Genomic DNA, 15,081 nt, shown 5'->3' with positions numbered 1-15,081 from the left:
CTCCGGATCGAACAGCCGAGCACTCTCGGAAAGCGAGCCAAGCGACGCTTTCTCGTTGCCGAGTTTCTGCTGAACCTTGGTCAGTTCGCTTGCCTGCGAAAGCGCTCGCAGACTAGAAATGCCGGGGTTCAAAACGTAAAGCAGCACCAGCAGACAATACTGATCGAAGTGCAACGTGCGGTTGCCAGCGGCATCGCGAGCTGTCCCCTCGTCATGAAGTTCCGCCAACAACGGCCGCAACTTGGCAAAGTACTTCAGGCCTTGCACATGAATCGATTGTTGGTCGCCAGCGCTAGCAGACGCGGCCGCCGATTTGCGATTTTTAGAAGACTTCCGCACGATAAAATGTCACTGCATTCAAGGTTGAAACCAAGCTTCGCCCTGCCATTGTGGCACGGCGAACCGGAATTAATTTGAATGCGCAAATGGCGTGCCGAACGGTATTGCCCTCGTGGCATTTTCCAACCTCGCCAGGCTCAGAGCATAGCTCTTCGCGGCTCGCAAAATAACGACGTACGTCGCTATTTTGGGATCGCATCCCTGCGATCCAGCAGCCCGTTCAGAAAATCAACGGACTGCTAAGGTGTTGATCGAACTAGCGAGGTTCTCAGACGAATCAAAGGGACGGAGGCCAAATTTACGACGCGTCGGGCGCCACCAGCCTTGGCCAGTTGTCGGTCAGGCCTCGGCCTGAAGACCTGCCGCACAACCATCGCCTCAGCATCCGCACGGAAGTGCACGGCATGCAGGTACGTCGGTTTCACCAATGGACAACCTACGCCAACGCATCGTCAGGCCAAGGCCTGACCCACCATGCTCAACCGCCCCAGGCGTCGTTTCGTTTCTCCTGCGGCCGGCCAAAAATAAGTCGGTTGACAAAGCGCACGGAATTTTGGTCGATTGCGGGGTGATCTTTCAGCGGGGGGCGGTCGCGCGATCGTTGGGGGGCGTTCTTTGGCAATTCGTGACATCGATTCAGCGGCGAAGATTCGCCGCGCGGAAACCGCAGACAGCAGGTGGGACTTCGCTAGAAAAACGTCGCGGTCCAGTCCACTCCGTGGAAAAAACGAAACGCTCCGGTCCAGTCGGATTCCGAGACTGCGCAGCTTGACAATGGTGGGCGAAAAAATTGAGCGCAGTCCAGTCCACCCTTTGAGCGCTAAGTAGTTGCCGCCGCTGGCGCGAAAAAAACGCGCGGGTCGAGTCCACTATCTTGGGGCCTCTTAAAAAACGGGCGGCGGCTGGTCCAGTTTTTTGCTTTTGGTCCGGTCCGGTGGTAAGTCGTTTCTGGGGGGTGAGTTGCGCAGGGCGCAAGGATGGCGAGAAAAAACGTGCAACTCGGTCCAGTCGATTTCCGCAGGGCCAAAAAGTGAAAACGGTCCGGTCCGGCGGGGCAAAAGAGATGGCTCACAGAGCCGTGGCACGCGCGCGGGTTGCGCATAAAAAAAGCGGCGCTGGTAGTCCGGTCGCCGCTTGGTTGGGTTGGTCCAGCGCGATTACTTTTCGACGCTGAACTTGTGAACCGTTTGCGAACGAAACTCTTCGCCCGGCTGGAGCGTGGCCGAAGGGAAGTTCGGCTGGTTCGGCGTGTCGGGATAGTGTTGCGTTTCCAGGCAGAACGCTTCGTGTTGGCCGATCCGGGCTTCAGCCGGGCTGCCGCTCAGGAAGTTACCGGTGTAAAGCTGAATGCCCGGCTCGGTGGTGTAGATTTCCATCACGCGGCCTGACTTCGGCTCTTTGACGGTGGCGGCCAGGGCCAGCTTGCCGTCTTGGCTGCGAAGGACGAAACAGTGGTCGTAACCAATCGGATCGCCGCCGGTCGCTTGCAGGTCTTGGCCGATCGGCTTCATGGTGGTGAAGTCCATCGGGGTCCCTTTGACGGTCAGGATCTCGCCGGTCGGGATCAGGGCGTCGCTGACCGGGACGTAGGTGTTGGCTTCCAATTGCAACTTATGATCGTAGACCTTGCCGCTGCCGGCGCCAGCCAGATTCCAGTAGCAGTGATTGGTCAGGTTCAAGACGGTCGCGGCGTCGGTGGTCGCTTGGTATTCCATGATCAACTGATTGTCGCTGGTCAGCAAATAGCTGACGCTGACGGTCAAATCGCCGGGGTAGCCTTCTTCGCCATCAGGGCTGGTGCGGGTGAAGGTGACGCCGATGCCGTGGGCTTCCTGCACCTGCTTGGCGTCCCAGACGTAGCGGCTGAAACCTTTTTCGCCGCCGTGCAGGGTGTTTTCGCCGTTGTTCAGGGCCAGGCTATATTCCTTGCCATTCAGCGAGAATTTGCCTTTGGCGATGCGGTTGGCGTAGCGACCGACGGTGGCGCCGAAGTAGGGATGGCCTCCTTCGTACAAAGCGACGTCGTCCAGGCCGGCGTTGACGTTGGCCAGGACGCCATTTTTGTCAGGCGCCTTCAGCGAAACGATCGTGGCGCCGTAATTGATCAATTCCATTTCGAGATCCCCGTTCTTCACCGTGAACAGGGTCACCTCTTGTCCGTTGGCGGTTTTGCCGAAGGGTTGTGACTGAATCGACATTTCGGGGTTACTCTTTGCGGCGGTTTGCGCTGGATCGGCGGCGAGGACGAACTGCGTCCCCAAGAGGCTCGCGACCAACAACAAGAGGGACCAGCATCGCATAATTTTGGGCATTTCTCGACTCCCCTAGGGGCGTGTAAGTGGCGCTAACTGCCTGTTGAAAAATGCCCTCGTGGCATTTTCCAACCTCGCCAGGCTCAGAGCATAGCTCTTCGCGGCTCGCAAAATAACGACTTACGTCGCTATTTTGGGATCGCATCCCTGCGATCCAGCAGCCCGTTCAGAAAATCAACGGACTGCTAAGATCAGGGTTTGCGTGGAAATAATCGGGTGAAAAGGGCTGGCGCATTATGTCGGGCCGCACACCGAAAGTCTAGATTTGCCGGGCCTAATGAGCAAAACCGTGCCAAGTTTTTGTGCGTAGAAAGGGAAGTTGCGCCACAGATCTCAATCGGGCCTACTTTTTCTCAAAATTTGTCGCAAGAGAATGCCGCCGGCGGCAACTATCAATTCACAACGGAGAGCCGCGACCTTGCCTAGCAGCGCCGACAAGCAACCGAAACCTGACTGGCCCGCCATTATCGCCGAACACGAGCGATGGCTGCGCGCTATCCTGTACGCGCGATTGCGGAACAGCGAGGACGTGGAAGACGCCTTTCAGGAGACGTTCGCCGCGGCGATCACTGGCAGCGACAAGCTGCGGGATCTCGACCGCGTCGGACCTTGGCTATACCAGATCGCCGTGCGGCAAGCGTTGCAACTGCGGCGCAAGTCGGGGCGGCAGCAACAAAAGATCGAACGTTTTGCTCAAGAGGCCCCCGCGGCCGACGAGCGAGATCCGCTCGTCTGGCTATTAGCGGACGAACGGCAACAGCAAGTTCGCGAGGCGCTCGCCGAACTGCCGCAGCGCGACGCGGAGATCTTGCTGCTGAAGTACATCGACAATTGGAACTATCAGCAGATCGCCGACAGGATCGGCGCGAGCCATAGCGCCGTGGAAGCGCGACTGCACAGGGCTCGCGGGCGACTGCGCGACAAACTACGAGTACGGAGCGTCGCAGGAGCGACCCGGTCATGAACGAACACGAACGAATCGAACGACAACGACAAATTGATCTGCTAGTCGATGGCGAGCTATCGGCCAAGCAAGAGCAAGACCTACTAACCAAGTTGGAGCAGACAGGAGCGTGGCGCGATTGTGCGCTCTCCTTTGTCGAGAACCAAGTCTTGCGGCAAGCGATGCCGCCGGTCGTCGATTCCCACCCCGTGGCGTTTTCCCCCGCCACCGAGTCTCCCGTCGCGGCGCCGATCCTCCACGGCGCCCGCGGCTGGGATGGCCGCACTGGCCAGCTGGCGGCGCTTGCCGCGTCGGTTTTGATTGCGTTTATCGCCGGACAGATGGCGGCCCCGTGGATGACGGGGCCCGCTGGCGGCGGAACCAATGGAACCGGCGGCGAGGCGCTGGCGGTTTCTAATAATTCTGAAAATATCCCGCAAGAGCGGCCGCTGTTCGTCAACTATCGCAGCGGAGACGGCGTTGACCGGGTGCCGATCGCGATTGACGAAAGCAAGCCGTTCAATCCGAACGCCCCATTTCCGACGTCGTTTGGAATGAGCCCGGCAGAGTTGCAACAGCTGAGCGACGAAGGTCGGGCGATTCAGCAGAAGCAGCAATGGCTGCCGGTGAAATTACAAGATGGACGTGAGGCGGTCGTTCCGGTGCAGGAACTTTACATTCAGCCGCCCCCGAAGCATTACTTTCCGTAACGGATGACCAGCGTCGTCGACTGCATGCGACGCCAACTCGAACCAGGTAGGGAGTTTGCAAACATGAAATTGGATTGGTATTCCAAAGGGCTCATGTTAGCCGCGATGGCCGCGAGTATTGGCGGCGGAAACGTACTGCTGGCTCAAGAGGCCGGCGGCAAAGTTGTGGAAGCGAAACCGCTTGAAGAACCTGCCCCCGCTGAGAAAGCGGAATCGTTAGAGCAAGCGACCGATCGCTATTGGATTGGCGCGAAGATGGCCGCCGAGATGCCGAGCCTGTTAAAGCGACATGTGCCGCAACTGGCCGACAAGGGGGTCTTTGTCGAAGGGGTCTTTGACGGCAGCCCTGCCGCGGAAGCGGGCCTGGAAGCGGAAGACGTCGTGCTGGAGCTGAATGGTCAGCCGATGACCGACGCGCGCACGTTGGTCGACGCCGTTCGCGAAGGGGAAGGCAAATCGCTGAAGCTGGTCCTCTTGCATAACGGCCAAGAGAAATCGCTGGAAGTCACCCCGCGTAAGTTGACGCAAGCCGATGTGGTGGCGATCGCCCAGTCAGGCTTGATGCAGGGCGTCGAGGGCGCGGCCGAAGCGCCGATCATGCGGCGGTTTATCGGACCGGGTCAGGTGATGCCGCAACCGGGTATGAAGCCGCAAATGCATTTGATGGACAGTTCGAGCGGAGTAGCGATCAAGGTTCGCGTGTCGCGCGAAGGAGACGGCCCGGCGATGGTCCATGTCGAGCATGACGGGAAGACGTATGACGTCGACGCCGAGCACCTGAATCAGTTGCCGCCGGAAGTGCGGACGTTGGCGAAGCGAGCCGTCGAAAGCGGCGTGTTTGGCCCGCACGGAGGTTTGAACATTCAATCGATGATGGGGCCGGGGCTCAACGGTCCGATGATGCAGCAGCAGCTGCAAGAGATCCGTCAGATGTTGGAGGAAATGAAATCGCAGATGCGCGGCGCGGGCGAAGAGACGCCGCAGCCGCCTGCGGAAGACGATCACGCGATCTAGAAGCAGACCTGTCTCGCCAGGTAGAAGAGGGATGAGGGGACGTGCGCGGCAAGGCGCACGTCCTTTTTATCGTCAGGTGATTTCGATTTGCCCTTGTTCTGATCGCCGCTGGCCGTTATTTATTTCGCCGCACATTCACTGAAAACATCGACCGCGCGGTTTTGCCATCTATGTCAGAAGTTCGCCAAGTCCCGCTGATTTTGCCCGACCTTGGTCTGGAAGACTCGACCCTTCGCGCCAGCATGTGGCTGGTCTCGAAAGGGAAGTCGGTCTATCAGGGAGACCGCTTGTTGGAAGTCTTTGCCGGCGAAGTGACGTTTGACGTCGTCGCTCCGGCGACCGGAATCTTGACGACCAAGATGGTGGATGAGGACGACCGGATCGAAGTCGGTCAGATGCTGGGCTCCATCGTTGCTAGCGACGAGCGGAACTAGAGCGTTTTTCGGATAGCTGTATCGTTTCTGGCGTTAGTGAGGCAAGCTGGTCAAGGCGACCGAAGCAGGCGAATCCTCAAGATTCGTCGATGCAGGTCAACGCCGACCAGCGCGGCCGCAACCAGCCAGAACGATACAGATGGAGGAAAACCGCTCTAGTTGATCGGCTCGTCGAGCTTCGCAATGCGACGTTCGTGTCGATCCCCTTCAAACTCTTCCGCCAGCCAGGCGTCGACGATCTGTAGCGCCAGCGGCAATTCGATCAACCGCTCGCCGATTGCGATGACGTTCGCCTTGTTATGTTTGCGGCCGAGCTTGGCCGTTTCCAGGTTCCAGCAGTAAGCGCAGCGGACCCCTTTCACCCGGTTGGCCGCGATCGCCTCGCCGTTGCCGGAGCCCCCGAGCACGATTCCTCGCTCAAACTTGCCGTCGGCGACCGCTTTGGCGGCTGGGATGATGAAGTCGGGGTAATCGCACGAATCAGGGGAAAACGTGCCGTAGTCGGCCGTTTCGTGCCCCAGTTTCTGCAAATGCTCCAAAATCGCTTGCTTATAGAGAAAGCCGGCGTGGTCGGAAGCGACGACGATTTTCATGGGGCGAACTGATCGAAAGGGAAGGACGGAACCCCTGCTCCCCAAGTGGGTGCAGGCCAGAGGTTCCCATCATAGTCGGCAGAATCGGAACGTGTTAGGCGGGGTGACGCGGTGCGGTGGACCATTAAATATGGATTTGCGGGGTTTTTTCTACCAGATTCCCGCAGTCTGGGCCCGATTTTCAGCCGATGCAACTGTATGACCTACTCTTTGGCAGAGATTCTGGAGCGACTCCGACCCTTTCGACCCCTTTTTCGCCATGTCAGCCGATTCCCCATCTGCAACTTCAGCCCATGATTTTCTTCACTGGGGCATGTTGGGCGCGATCCTATTGGCGGCCGCCATGGCGGTGACGCCGAATGTCGCCGATCCCGATCTGTGGGGCCATGTCCAATATGGAAACGATCTGCTGCGCGAGGGACTGCCGGCGACCACCACCTACAGCTATACCGCCGAAGGCTATCGCTGGATCAATCACGAAAATCTAAGCGAAATTATGCTAGCGATTGGCGCCGATACGATTGGGCCGGTCGGCCTGTTGTGGGGGAAGTGCTTGCTGGGCTTGGCGATTGTCGGCGTCATCTTGTGGCGGTGCGAAGCGAAGCGAACGCCGCTGCTGGTCTCTGGCGTCATTGCGTTGCTGGTGGCGCTCAACTTTACGAATCATTGGAACGCCCGGCCGCAACTCTCCAGCTTCGCGCTGTTTACGGTGTTGATCCTGCTGCTCGATCGATGCTTCGCCGGGTGGCGTGATGACTGGCGATTGCCTTGGCTCGGCGCCCAATTCCGCCGCAAAGACTACCAGCCGCTCGCCGCACGGCATCCGCAGATGAAGGCGCTCTGGCTCTGCGTGCCGCTCTTCTTTGTCTGGGCCAACGCCCATGGCGGATTTGTGGCGGGCTATGCGGTCTTTGTCGCCTACCTGGGCTGTCGCTTTCTCGAGCTGGCGCTTGATCGCGGTTGGGCTGGCGCCGGAATGATGCGGCGGCTGACGTTGATGGCGGTGGTCGGGGGACTAGCAACGCTGGTCAATCCGTACGGACCGAACTTGCATCGTTGGTTGCTGGCGTCGCTCGGAACGGCCCGCCCGGAGATCACCGAGTGGCACCCACTGTATGAACTGAACCTAGCGTCGTTCGCCTTCTTTGCGCTTGTGGCGGCATTGATCTTTGCGATCGTGCTCAGCCGCAAGCCGCTCGACTTTACGCAAGTGGCGATCACCGGGCTGGTCGCCTGGCAGGCGACGGCGCATCAGCGTCACACGCCGTTTCTGGCGATCTTGTTCGGCCTGTGGATTGCGCCTCACTTCGCCTCGGCGTGGAGCCGCTGCTTTGGCGCCGCCGATGCAGCCAAACAATCAACATCGCCGCGTCAAGACTGGATCATGGGGGGCGGCCTGGCGGTCGTCTACCTAGTGTTGATTGCGGCCCTTTTGCCGCGGCTTTCGCAGATGCCGACGCCGCGCGATCAATACCCAGTTTCGGCAATTCAGTTCATGGCCGACCATCATCTGAAGGGGCGTCTGGTGGCGACCTACAACTGGGCGCAGTATGCGATTCATGCGTTGGCCGCTGATGGCGATACCCAACTGCAATTCGACGGGCGGTTTCGAACCGGCTATCCGCAGGAAGTGCTCGACATGCACTTCGATCTGATCTTGGGCCCCGACCCGAAACACCGCAATCGCGGGCCGCACTCAGGGCCATCCGACGCCGGTCGCGTGCTGGCGTATGGTCGTCCCGATCTGGTGTTGATCGATCGCGGCCAACCTTATTCGACCGAGGCGATGCAAGAGCGCGCCGATCGTTGGACGTTGCTCTATCAAGACTCACTCGCCCAAGTTTGGGGGCGCAGTTCTGAGTATGGCGATCCTGATTCGCCGCAGTTTATTCCTGTTCAAGAGCGCCAAATTGGCGATGCCCCGCAGCTTGGCGCCGTATCGTGGCCTGCACATCCGGTACCCTGCCGCGACGTCGCTTTGGCCGCACCTACCATCATGCAAGCTCAAAAATCTAAGGAACAGTAACCATGCCAGCCTTGACGATCTCGCGTCCTGCCAACATGCCGCAGGAAGCTTTTGATTGGGAAGGGGAAACGATTACCGCGATCGACCGTCGCTTGGACGAGATCGATCGCCTGTCGCACGCGCTCGACGCCGAAGACGAGCAATCAGCGGGCGAACAGGGCGAGCGCGACAAGAGCGCCTATCCGCCGGGCTTCCGCTTGAGCGTCGTGATTCCGGTGTACAACGAGCGGGAGACGATTGAGAAAGTGATTCGCCGGATCGATCAACTTCCGGTCGATACCGAGATTATCGTGGTCGATGACTGCAGCACCGATGGTACGCGCGACGTGTTGGCTCGGGTCGCCCACTACATCGATCTGCAGATTAAATACCACGATCGTAACCAGGGCAAAGGAGCGTCGCTGCGAACTGGGTTTCAGGCGGCAACCGGCGAGATTGTGGTGGTCCAAGACGCCGATCTGGAATACGATCCGAATGACATCCTGACGGTCATCCAGCCGATTTTGGAAGGAGAAGCGGACGTCTCCTATGGCTCGCGCTTTCGCGAATCGCGTCATCTCAATTCGTCGCTGATTCATCGCGCCGGCAATCGCCTGTTGACTTGGCTCTCGAACTGGAAGACCGGGCTGCGGATCACCGACATGGAGACCTGCTACAAGGCGATGCGGATTTCGGCATTGCGTTCGGTGACGATCGAGCAAGACCGATTCGGCTTCGAGCCGGAGATTACGGCCAAGCTGGCACGACGCAAATTCCGAATTGTCGAGCGGCCGATTTCGTACAACGCCCGCAGCTGGAAAGGGGGCAAGAAGATCGGCCTCCGCGACGCATTTCAAGCGATTTGGTGCATTTTCCACTACGGCTCTAACGATTAGTCGGTCTGGGCGGCGCCCACGATCGCAGAACTGTTCTACAATAGTCCAACGACTTTGGACCGAACGGAAGATAACCGGTAGGGCGCTGGCGAGGTACATCGTAGCGCCGCCGGGTAGCGATAGAAGGGCGTCCTGCCATAGGACGACGAGAGTGAAATGCGGCAAATTGGCGCTATTGCGACCGAGCAAGAAGCTTCGCGCTTCGTCGACTATCTGTTGACGCAAGGGATCGAAGCGAAGGCGGATCCGCGCGACGATCAGTTCCTCGTCTGGATTCATGAGGAAGGGCAAGTCGAGCAGGCCCGTAGCGAACTGCAAGCCTATCTCTCGAACCCCGGCGACCAGCGCTATGCCGAATCGGCGAAAGAGGCGAATTCGATTCGCAAGCTGGAGAATCTGAAGAACGAAAAACGCCGCAAGAATATTCATGACATGCGGGGCCGACTTGGCGGGCCCGGCATGATGGGCCGCGCGATCCCGGTCACGATCACGATTATGGCGCTCTGCATTGGCGTCACCGCGGCAAGCATGTTGGGGCCGGCATTTGTCGAAGGGCTCGGCCGCTATTGGCTGATCGATTGGATGACCTTCGCTCCGGCATCGATGATTCGAAAAGCCTTGCTGACGCATGATCCGTTCGTTGCGATCGAGGCGGGGCAAGTCTGGCGCTTGATCACGCCGATCTTTCCGCACGGCGGGCTAATGCACATCCTGTTCAACATGTGGATGTGGTATTCATTGGGGGGCATCCTCGAACGGCGACTCGGCACGTGGCGTTTCCTGGCGATGGTGCTCGGGCTAACGCTGTTCGCCAATTGCGGAGCCGCGATGGTTTCGGTTTACGTCATGGACAACGGGGGAGAGCTTTACGCAATCGGGATCTCCGGCGTGTTGTTTGGGCTGTTTGGGTTCGCGTGGGCGAAGTCGACGTTCGAGCCGCAGTTCGGCCTCTACCTGCCGTCGCAGTCGGTCCTCGTGATGATGCTCTGGTTCGGACTGTGCTGGATGGGTTTCGTCGGCAACATCGCCAACTGGGGCCATACCTGCGGTCTGATCGCCGGCGTCATCGCCGGGTTCATTCCGAGTCGGTCGTCTCGGTAAGGGACGCCGTCCGCGAAACCGCGAAAGCGATGAACTCTTGCAGCCCTTCGTGAATGGGCGACGCATCGAGTTCGGTGGGTTTGCCGGCAAGGCGGACTTTGCCGCAAGCAAGATCGACTTCGACGCTGCAACTGCGTCCTCCCTGATGGAACTGGAGCGTGGTCGACCAATCGGATACGCAATCGTTGGCTTGGGCTGCAGTGCGGTAACTGGCGTCTTCGACTAACGCTTTTTGCAGGTCTTCGAGATCGGCGACATGCGAAATATCGCGACGCTCGGCTGCCTGGTCAGACTGCTGCAGCAGAAACACCTGGTCGGCGCTGCGAATCAACGCGGCGTTCTCGGCGCCAAAATAGCCGATCGCCGCTCGAGCGCGACTCCAGTGGTAGACCAGGGTTGAGCCAGCGGCGGCCACAGCGAGCAGGAGAATTGCGGCGACCAGCCAGGTTCCGCGAGCGTTCATACGGGGACGTTTGCCGGGCAAGAGGGAATTTTTCGTCAGACCTGGGCATAGCAGTCCGTTGATTTTCTCGACGGCCTGCGTGATCGCAGGGATGCGATCCCAAAATGGCGATGTAAGTCGCTATTTTGCGAGCCGCGACGAGCTACGCTCTGGAGCCTGGCGAGGTCGAAAAATGCCACGATGGCATTATTGAACAGGCAGATAGTATACTTGGGATTTCCGGTGTTATTGACCGGGTGCGGCAAGACTTGTCTCCGGAAGGGGGGCTGATGCCTGACAGCTTTGATCCATACCGCGAAGGCCTGGTCGTCGAACAACGAACGAACTGGCCTGCCGATTGTGAAGTTCCGCAACAGCGCCGCGAGGCGATCGAGCGATCGCTACACAACGACGCGGCCAGTTGCAACCATTTGGAATACGTCCGGGTACATACCGGTTTTTGCCGCACGATTACCGTGACGGCCGCAGATCTGCAGCGAGTCGGCGCCAGCGTTTGAACTGGCGAAGACCGTTTGCAACGACCTTTAACTTGGGAAGCGAGCAGCGTTGAGGGCGGAACATGAAATCGTTCGCGTGCAATTAAGCGAACGCAGCTACGACATTCAGATTGGTTCGGCAATCCTTTCATCGGCGCCAGAGTTCTTCGCCGCGCGAACCAAGATCTCGCACGCGATCGTGATTACCGACGAGAGCGTGCAGCCGCTCTACGCCGATTCGATCGTCGCCGCTTGCGCGACGGCCGGCATGCGGACGACGTTGATTTCGGTTCCTGCCGGTGAGACGAGCAAGTCGATCGCGATGGCCGATCGGCTGTGGAACGAGAGCCTAGCGGGCGGCGCTGATCGCAAGTCGGTCGTCATCGCCGTCGGCGGCGGCGTGATCGGCGACCTGGCGGGATTCATCGCGGCGACCTTTGCCCGCGGGCTGGCGTTTTTCCAAGTGCCGACGACGCTTTTAGCGCAAGTCGACAGTAGCGTTGGCGGTAAGGTCGGCATCAACCTGCCGGCGGCCAAGAACATGGTCGGCGCGTTCTGGCAGCCGCAGGGAGTCTTGATCGACGTCGACGTTTTGAAGACTCTCCCCGAGCGTGAGTATCGAGCCGGCCTTGCGGAGGTGGTAAAGTATGGGGTCATCCTGGACGCTGATTTCTTCGCCTATCTCGAGGCGAACGTCGCTGCAATCCGCGAAAGAGATAAAAACGTTTTGACGCGCGTGATAGCACGTTGCTGCCAGCTAAAGGCTGATGTCGTTCAAACCGACGAGCGGGAAACCACAGGATTACGGGCGGTACTGAATTACGGTCATACGTTTTGTCATGCTTTTGAGGCGACCTGCGGCTATGGCGAATTGCTGCACGGCGAGGCGGTTTCGATTGGCATGTTATGCGCATCGCGGCTGGCCGAATCGCTGCAGCGGATCACGTCTGACGTGACCGAGCGGCAGTTTAACTTGTTAACTGAACTGGGTTTGCCTACGGCCACTCCGCAGGTTGACATTGAGCCGGTGATGGCCGCGATGCAGCGCGACAAGAAGGTCGAACATGGCAAACTTCAGTTCGTGTTGCCTATCCGTCTGGGGAATGTTGAGCTTGTGGGTGGCGTTTCTAACGACCTCGCAAAAACGGCGATCATTGATGGGCAATAAGGCATAAGTCCCTTGCGCGACTCCGCAGAAAAAATGTGGAAACGCGCCAAATCGCAATTCTTGCATATCCGATTTTATGCCGAACTCTATAGTGAGGGGCGATGGCTTAGCGCGATACCGCATCTCTAGGATGCGCGATTCCCGCAATTTCGCCATCGTCTTCGTTCTAGAGTTCGTCCGCTCGTTAGGCGGACCTGGTTTAATTGCGATGGGGCAGACATGGATCTTCAGAAAGTCGTCTACGTTTTGGATGACGACCCGGTGGCGAGGGCTTCGCTCGTCGCCGTCGTCCAATCACTAGGCTATCCGGCATTGGAGTACGAATCGGCGGAGGCCTTCTTACAGCAATTTGATCCTACGCGACGCGGCTGCGTCGTTTCCGACGTGCAAATGGGAGGCATCTCCGGCGTTGAACTTGTTCAACAATTGCAACAGCGAGACCTCAATCTGCCGGTCGTGGTCGTGACCGGTTTCGCCGATATCAAGTTGGCGGTTAGCGCTATGCAGGCTGGCGCGATCACCTTCCTTGAGAAAATCGGACGTGCCGGCGAGATCGCCGAAGCCATCCAAAAAGCGATGGATTGCGAAGAGGCTCGCTATCAGGCCGTCGCCGAACGCGACGACTATCGAACGCGGATCGACTCGCTTTCGGCCGACGAACGGGACGTGCTGGTGCGCGTGTTGGACGGCAAGCCGAACAAGGTCATCAAGAAGGAACTCGATATCGGTTTGCGGACTGCAGAACTTCGTCGTGCGAATGTGATGCGCAAGATGGGAGCCCGCAGCCTGGCCGAGTTGGTTCGGATGACCTTGGTCGCTGGCGTGACGCATCCGGCGCCGGAAGCGGCGGAGGTTCCTCACCAGCAACAGCAGGCGAAAGCTTCGTAGCGATCGTAGCGGTAATTTGGGCGGTTGCAGCGCAGGGAATGAGCTAACCTTAAAGGTGACGCCGAACGTCCGGCGCGCCTACGGAATACTCCCCAATTCGCTTGCGACCTATGACCGCCCAACCTGCCGCCGAAGCCGGCTATATACAACAGTTTGTAGAGCGAGCCAGTTCGCTCTATTCGTTGCCCGCTGTGGCGATGGAAGTGTTGGAGTTGACCGGCCGTCCCTCAATTGATGCAGCGCAAGTGAAGAGCTGCATCGAGCGGGATCCTGCGCTGACGATCAAGATCTTGCGCGCCGTCAACAGCCCGCTGTTTGGCCTGTCGCGGCAAGTTTCCGATCTGCATCAGGCGTTGGCGCTGCTGGGGATGAAGCCGCTGAAACTGTTGGTGCTTGGCTTTAGCTTGCCGCGCGAAATGCTGGATGGCGTCGAAGCCGATTCGCTGTCTCGCTATTGGAGCATTGCGCTTACGAAGGCGGTCGCCGCCCGCGAGATTGCTGAGTACCTTGGCTATCGCAACGGGGATGAAGCGTTCATCGCCGGGTTGTTGGCGGACGTCGGCATGTTGGTCTTGATGCAAGATCTAGGCGCGCCGTACGCGCAGTTCGTGCGGAAAGCGGAAGAAGAGGAAGCGTCGCTGCTTGAAATGGAGGTCGGCACGCTCGGCTTCGATCACATCATACTCAGCAGTCGCCTGCTTTCGCACTGGAAGTTGCCGCCAGCGATCGTCGACGCGATCGCGGCGATCAAGCCGGCCGCGCTAACGGCGACGTTGCATTTGGCCAGCCTCTCCGAATCGGCGCGAACGCTCGTGCTGGCCGATCGGCTGACCGACATTCTGGCCGGGAAACGCTTAGCGGCGCTGCCCGCATGGGTCGAAGCGATCGCCGAATATGTGCCGGCCGATCAGACGGACTTTGAAAACCTGGCCGTCCGCATCGAAGAGAAGGTGGAGCAACTCGCCTCGGCGATGCGCGTTCGCATTGACGAAAAACAAGCGTATGGCGATGTGATGATGCAGGCGTACGATCGTCTGTCGGAAGTCGCCGCCGACGCCGCGTTTGACGTTGCCCGGCGCGACCCAGAAGAGCTGCAGTTGCAGTCGGCCTGGGAAGAAGCGAAAGAGCTGACCACGGCAATGCGGAACTTTGGCGAGCGCCCTCTGGCTTCGCCGCCGGTGACGGCGAAGCCTGCCAAACCGATGACCGCGGTGGCGACCGCCGAGTTGGCGAAAACCGATCCGCGTGAGCTGGGGCTCGACAAGGCGTCGATTGCCCGGCTCGATTTCGAAGTGCAGCGGTGTCGGCAATTGCGCGAACCGATCTCGGTGTTGCAGCTAACGATTGACCGCTACGAAGATCTGCTGCTGCAGGCCGGACCAGACGAGGCGATTCATACCTGGCGATTGCTCGAAAAAGCGGTGGCTGCGATTGTCGGCGGCGCTGGCAAGAGCTTCGTGTCGGCCGACGCCGTGTTGATGGTCGTGCTGCCGACGCTTGACCGCATGCAGGCGGTCGAAACGGCGCGGCGACTGGTGGCCGGCATTCGCACCTGGTCGCAGGCGCGGGCCGCCAAGGGGGGAATGTCGCCGCTGACGATCAGCGTTGGCGCCGCTGCGATCGCTTTGCCTCCCAAGAATTTTCCGTCGAGCGAACTGGCCGACGCCGCCACGCGATGCATGGAGGCCGCTCGCCGCAGCAGCGGCGATAGCGTCAAAAGCATCGAGATTCTGTAGTTA

At 59.2% G+C, this 15,081-nt stretch carries 14 protein-coding genes and 1 pseudogene; 11 read left to right on the top strand and 4 right to left on the bottom strand.

Features of this window, described 5'->3' with window-relative positions:
• Together Enr8_RS02740 and Enr8_RS02735 are read right to left on the bottom strand one after the other, a co-directional pair.
• A pseudogene (locus Enr8_RS02740) lies at positions 1-273 on the bottom strand (IS4 family transposase); the annotation flags it as partial.
• A 1,223-nt stretch (positions 274-1,496) separates the two neighbouring features.
• Positions 1,497-2,651, bottom strand: a complete 1,155-nt coding sequence (locus tag Enr8_RS02735) for an aldose epimerase family protein (protein WP_146429085.1) — start codon at positions 2,649-2,651, stop codon at positions 1,497-1,499.
• A gap of 418 nt (positions 2,652-3,069) precedes the next feature.
• On the opposite strand from Enr8_RS02735, the gene Enr8_RS02730 reads away from it, so the two are divergent.
• From Enr8_RS02730 to Enr8_RS02715, 4 genes are all read left to right on the top strand, one after another.
• Positions 3,070-3,615 carry an RNA polymerase sigma factor gene (locus Enr8_RS02730; protein WP_246119921.1) on the top strand — a complete coding sequence of 182 codons (546 nt, stop codon included), beginning with the start codon at positions 3,070-3,072 and terminating at the stop codon, positions 3,613-3,615.
• Complete coding sequence (locus tag Enr8_RS02725; RefSeq protein ID WP_146429083.1) at positions 3,612-4,304, top strand: hypothetical protein; 693 nt, start codon at positions 3,612-3,614, stop codon at positions 4,302-4,304. Before Enr8_RS02730 ends, Enr8_RS02725 begins: the two co-directional genes overlap by 4 nt.
• A 63-nt stretch (positions 4,305-4,367) precedes the next feature.
• A complete protein-coding gene (locus Enr8_RS02720) occupies positions 4,368-5,318 on the top strand; it encodes a PDZ domain-containing protein (protein ID WP_186767398.1) in 951 nt (316 codons plus the stop codon).
• 170 nt (positions 5,319-5,488) lie between these two features.
• Positions 5,489-5,752: a lipoyl domain-containing protein gene (locus Enr8_RS02715; RefSeq protein WP_146429081.1), complete on the top strand. Its 264-nt coding sequence runs from the start codon at positions 5,489-5,491 to the stop codon at positions 5,750-5,752.
• A gap of 155 nt (positions 5,753-5,907) precedes the next feature.
• Here the strand turns inward: Enr8_RS02715 and rpiB are convergent, their stop codons facing one another.
• Entirely contained in the window at positions 5,908-6,345 is a 438-nt protein-coding gene (rpiB, locus tag Enr8_RS02710) for a ribose 5-phosphate isomerase B (protein ID WP_146429080.1), read from the bottom strand.
• A gap of 259 nt (positions 6,346-6,604) precedes the next feature.
• Here rpiB and Enr8_RS02705 point away from each other — a divergent pair, with 259 nt between their 5' ends.
• The 3 genes from Enr8_RS02705 to Enr8_RS02695 all read left to right on the top strand — a co-directional run bounded on the left by Enr8_RS02705 (position 6,605) and on the right by Enr8_RS02695 (position 10,347).
• Positions 6,605-8,371, top strand: coding sequence for a hypothetical protein (locus tag Enr8_RS02705; protein ID WP_146429079.1), 1,767 nt, complete (start codon positions 6,605-6,607; stop codon positions 8,369-8,371).
• A 2-nt stretch (positions 8,372-8,373) separates the two neighbouring features.
• Complete coding sequence (locus Enr8_RS02700) at positions 8,374-9,246, top strand: glycosyltransferase family 2 protein (RefSeq protein WP_146429078.1); 873 nt, start codon at positions 8,374-8,376, stop codon at positions 9,244-9,246.
• Positions 9,247-9,402: 156 nt separating this feature from the next.
• Positions 9,403-10,347: a rhomboid family intramembrane serine protease gene (locus Enr8_RS02695; RefSeq protein WP_146429077.1), complete on the top strand. Its 945-nt coding sequence runs from the start codon at positions 9,403-9,405 to the stop codon at positions 10,345-10,347.
• On the opposite strand, the gene Enr8_RS02690 is transcribed toward Enr8_RS02695, so the two are convergent.
• Positions 10,322-10,810, bottom strand: a complete 489-nt coding sequence (locus Enr8_RS02690; RefSeq protein ID WP_146429076.1) for a hypothetical protein — start codon at positions 10,808-10,810, stop codon at positions 10,322-10,324. The genes Enr8_RS02695 and Enr8_RS02690 overlap by 26 nt on opposite strands.
• Positions 10,811-11,079: 269 nt before the next feature.
• On the opposite strand from Enr8_RS02690, the gene Enr8_RS02685 reads away from it, so the two are divergent.
• The 4 genes from Enr8_RS02685 (at position 11,080) to Enr8_RS02670 (ending at position 15,078) form a co-directional block, all read left to right on the top strand.
• Positions 11,080-11,307: a hypothetical protein gene (locus Enr8_RS02685; protein ID WP_146429075.1), complete on the top strand. Its 228-nt coding sequence runs from the start codon at positions 11,080-11,082 to the stop codon at positions 11,305-11,307.
• A 76-nt stretch (positions 11,308-11,383) separates the two neighbouring features.
• Positions 11,384-12,454, top strand: a complete 1,071-nt coding sequence (gene aroB / locus Enr8_RS02680; RefSeq protein WP_246119920.1) for a 3-dehydroquinate synthase — start codon at positions 11,384-11,386, stop codon at positions 12,452-12,454.
• A gap of 219 nt (positions 12,455-12,673) precedes the next feature.
• Positions 12,674-13,342, top strand: a complete 669-nt coding sequence (locus Enr8_RS02675) for a response regulator transcription factor (RefSeq protein WP_146429073.1) — start codon at positions 12,674-12,676, stop codon at positions 13,340-13,342.
• A 110-nt stretch (positions 13,343-13,452) separates the two neighbouring features.
• Positions 13,453-15,078 carry an HDOD domain-containing protein gene (locus tag Enr8_RS02670; RefSeq protein WP_146429072.1) on the top strand — a complete coding sequence of 542 codons (1,626 nt, stop codon included), beginning with the start codon at positions 13,453-13,455 and terminating at the stop codon, positions 15,076-15,078.
• Positions 15,079-15,081: the final 3 nt, after the last annotated feature.

Source organism: Blastopirellula retiformator (assembly GCF_007859755.1).
In the GTDB taxonomy this organism is placed as follows: Bacteria; Planctomycetota; Planctomycetia; order Pirellulales; family Pirellulaceae; genus Blastopirellula; species Blastopirellula retiformator.
Note: the sequence above shows the minus strand (reverse complement) of the source record. Positions and strands in the feature narration are given on the sequence as shown.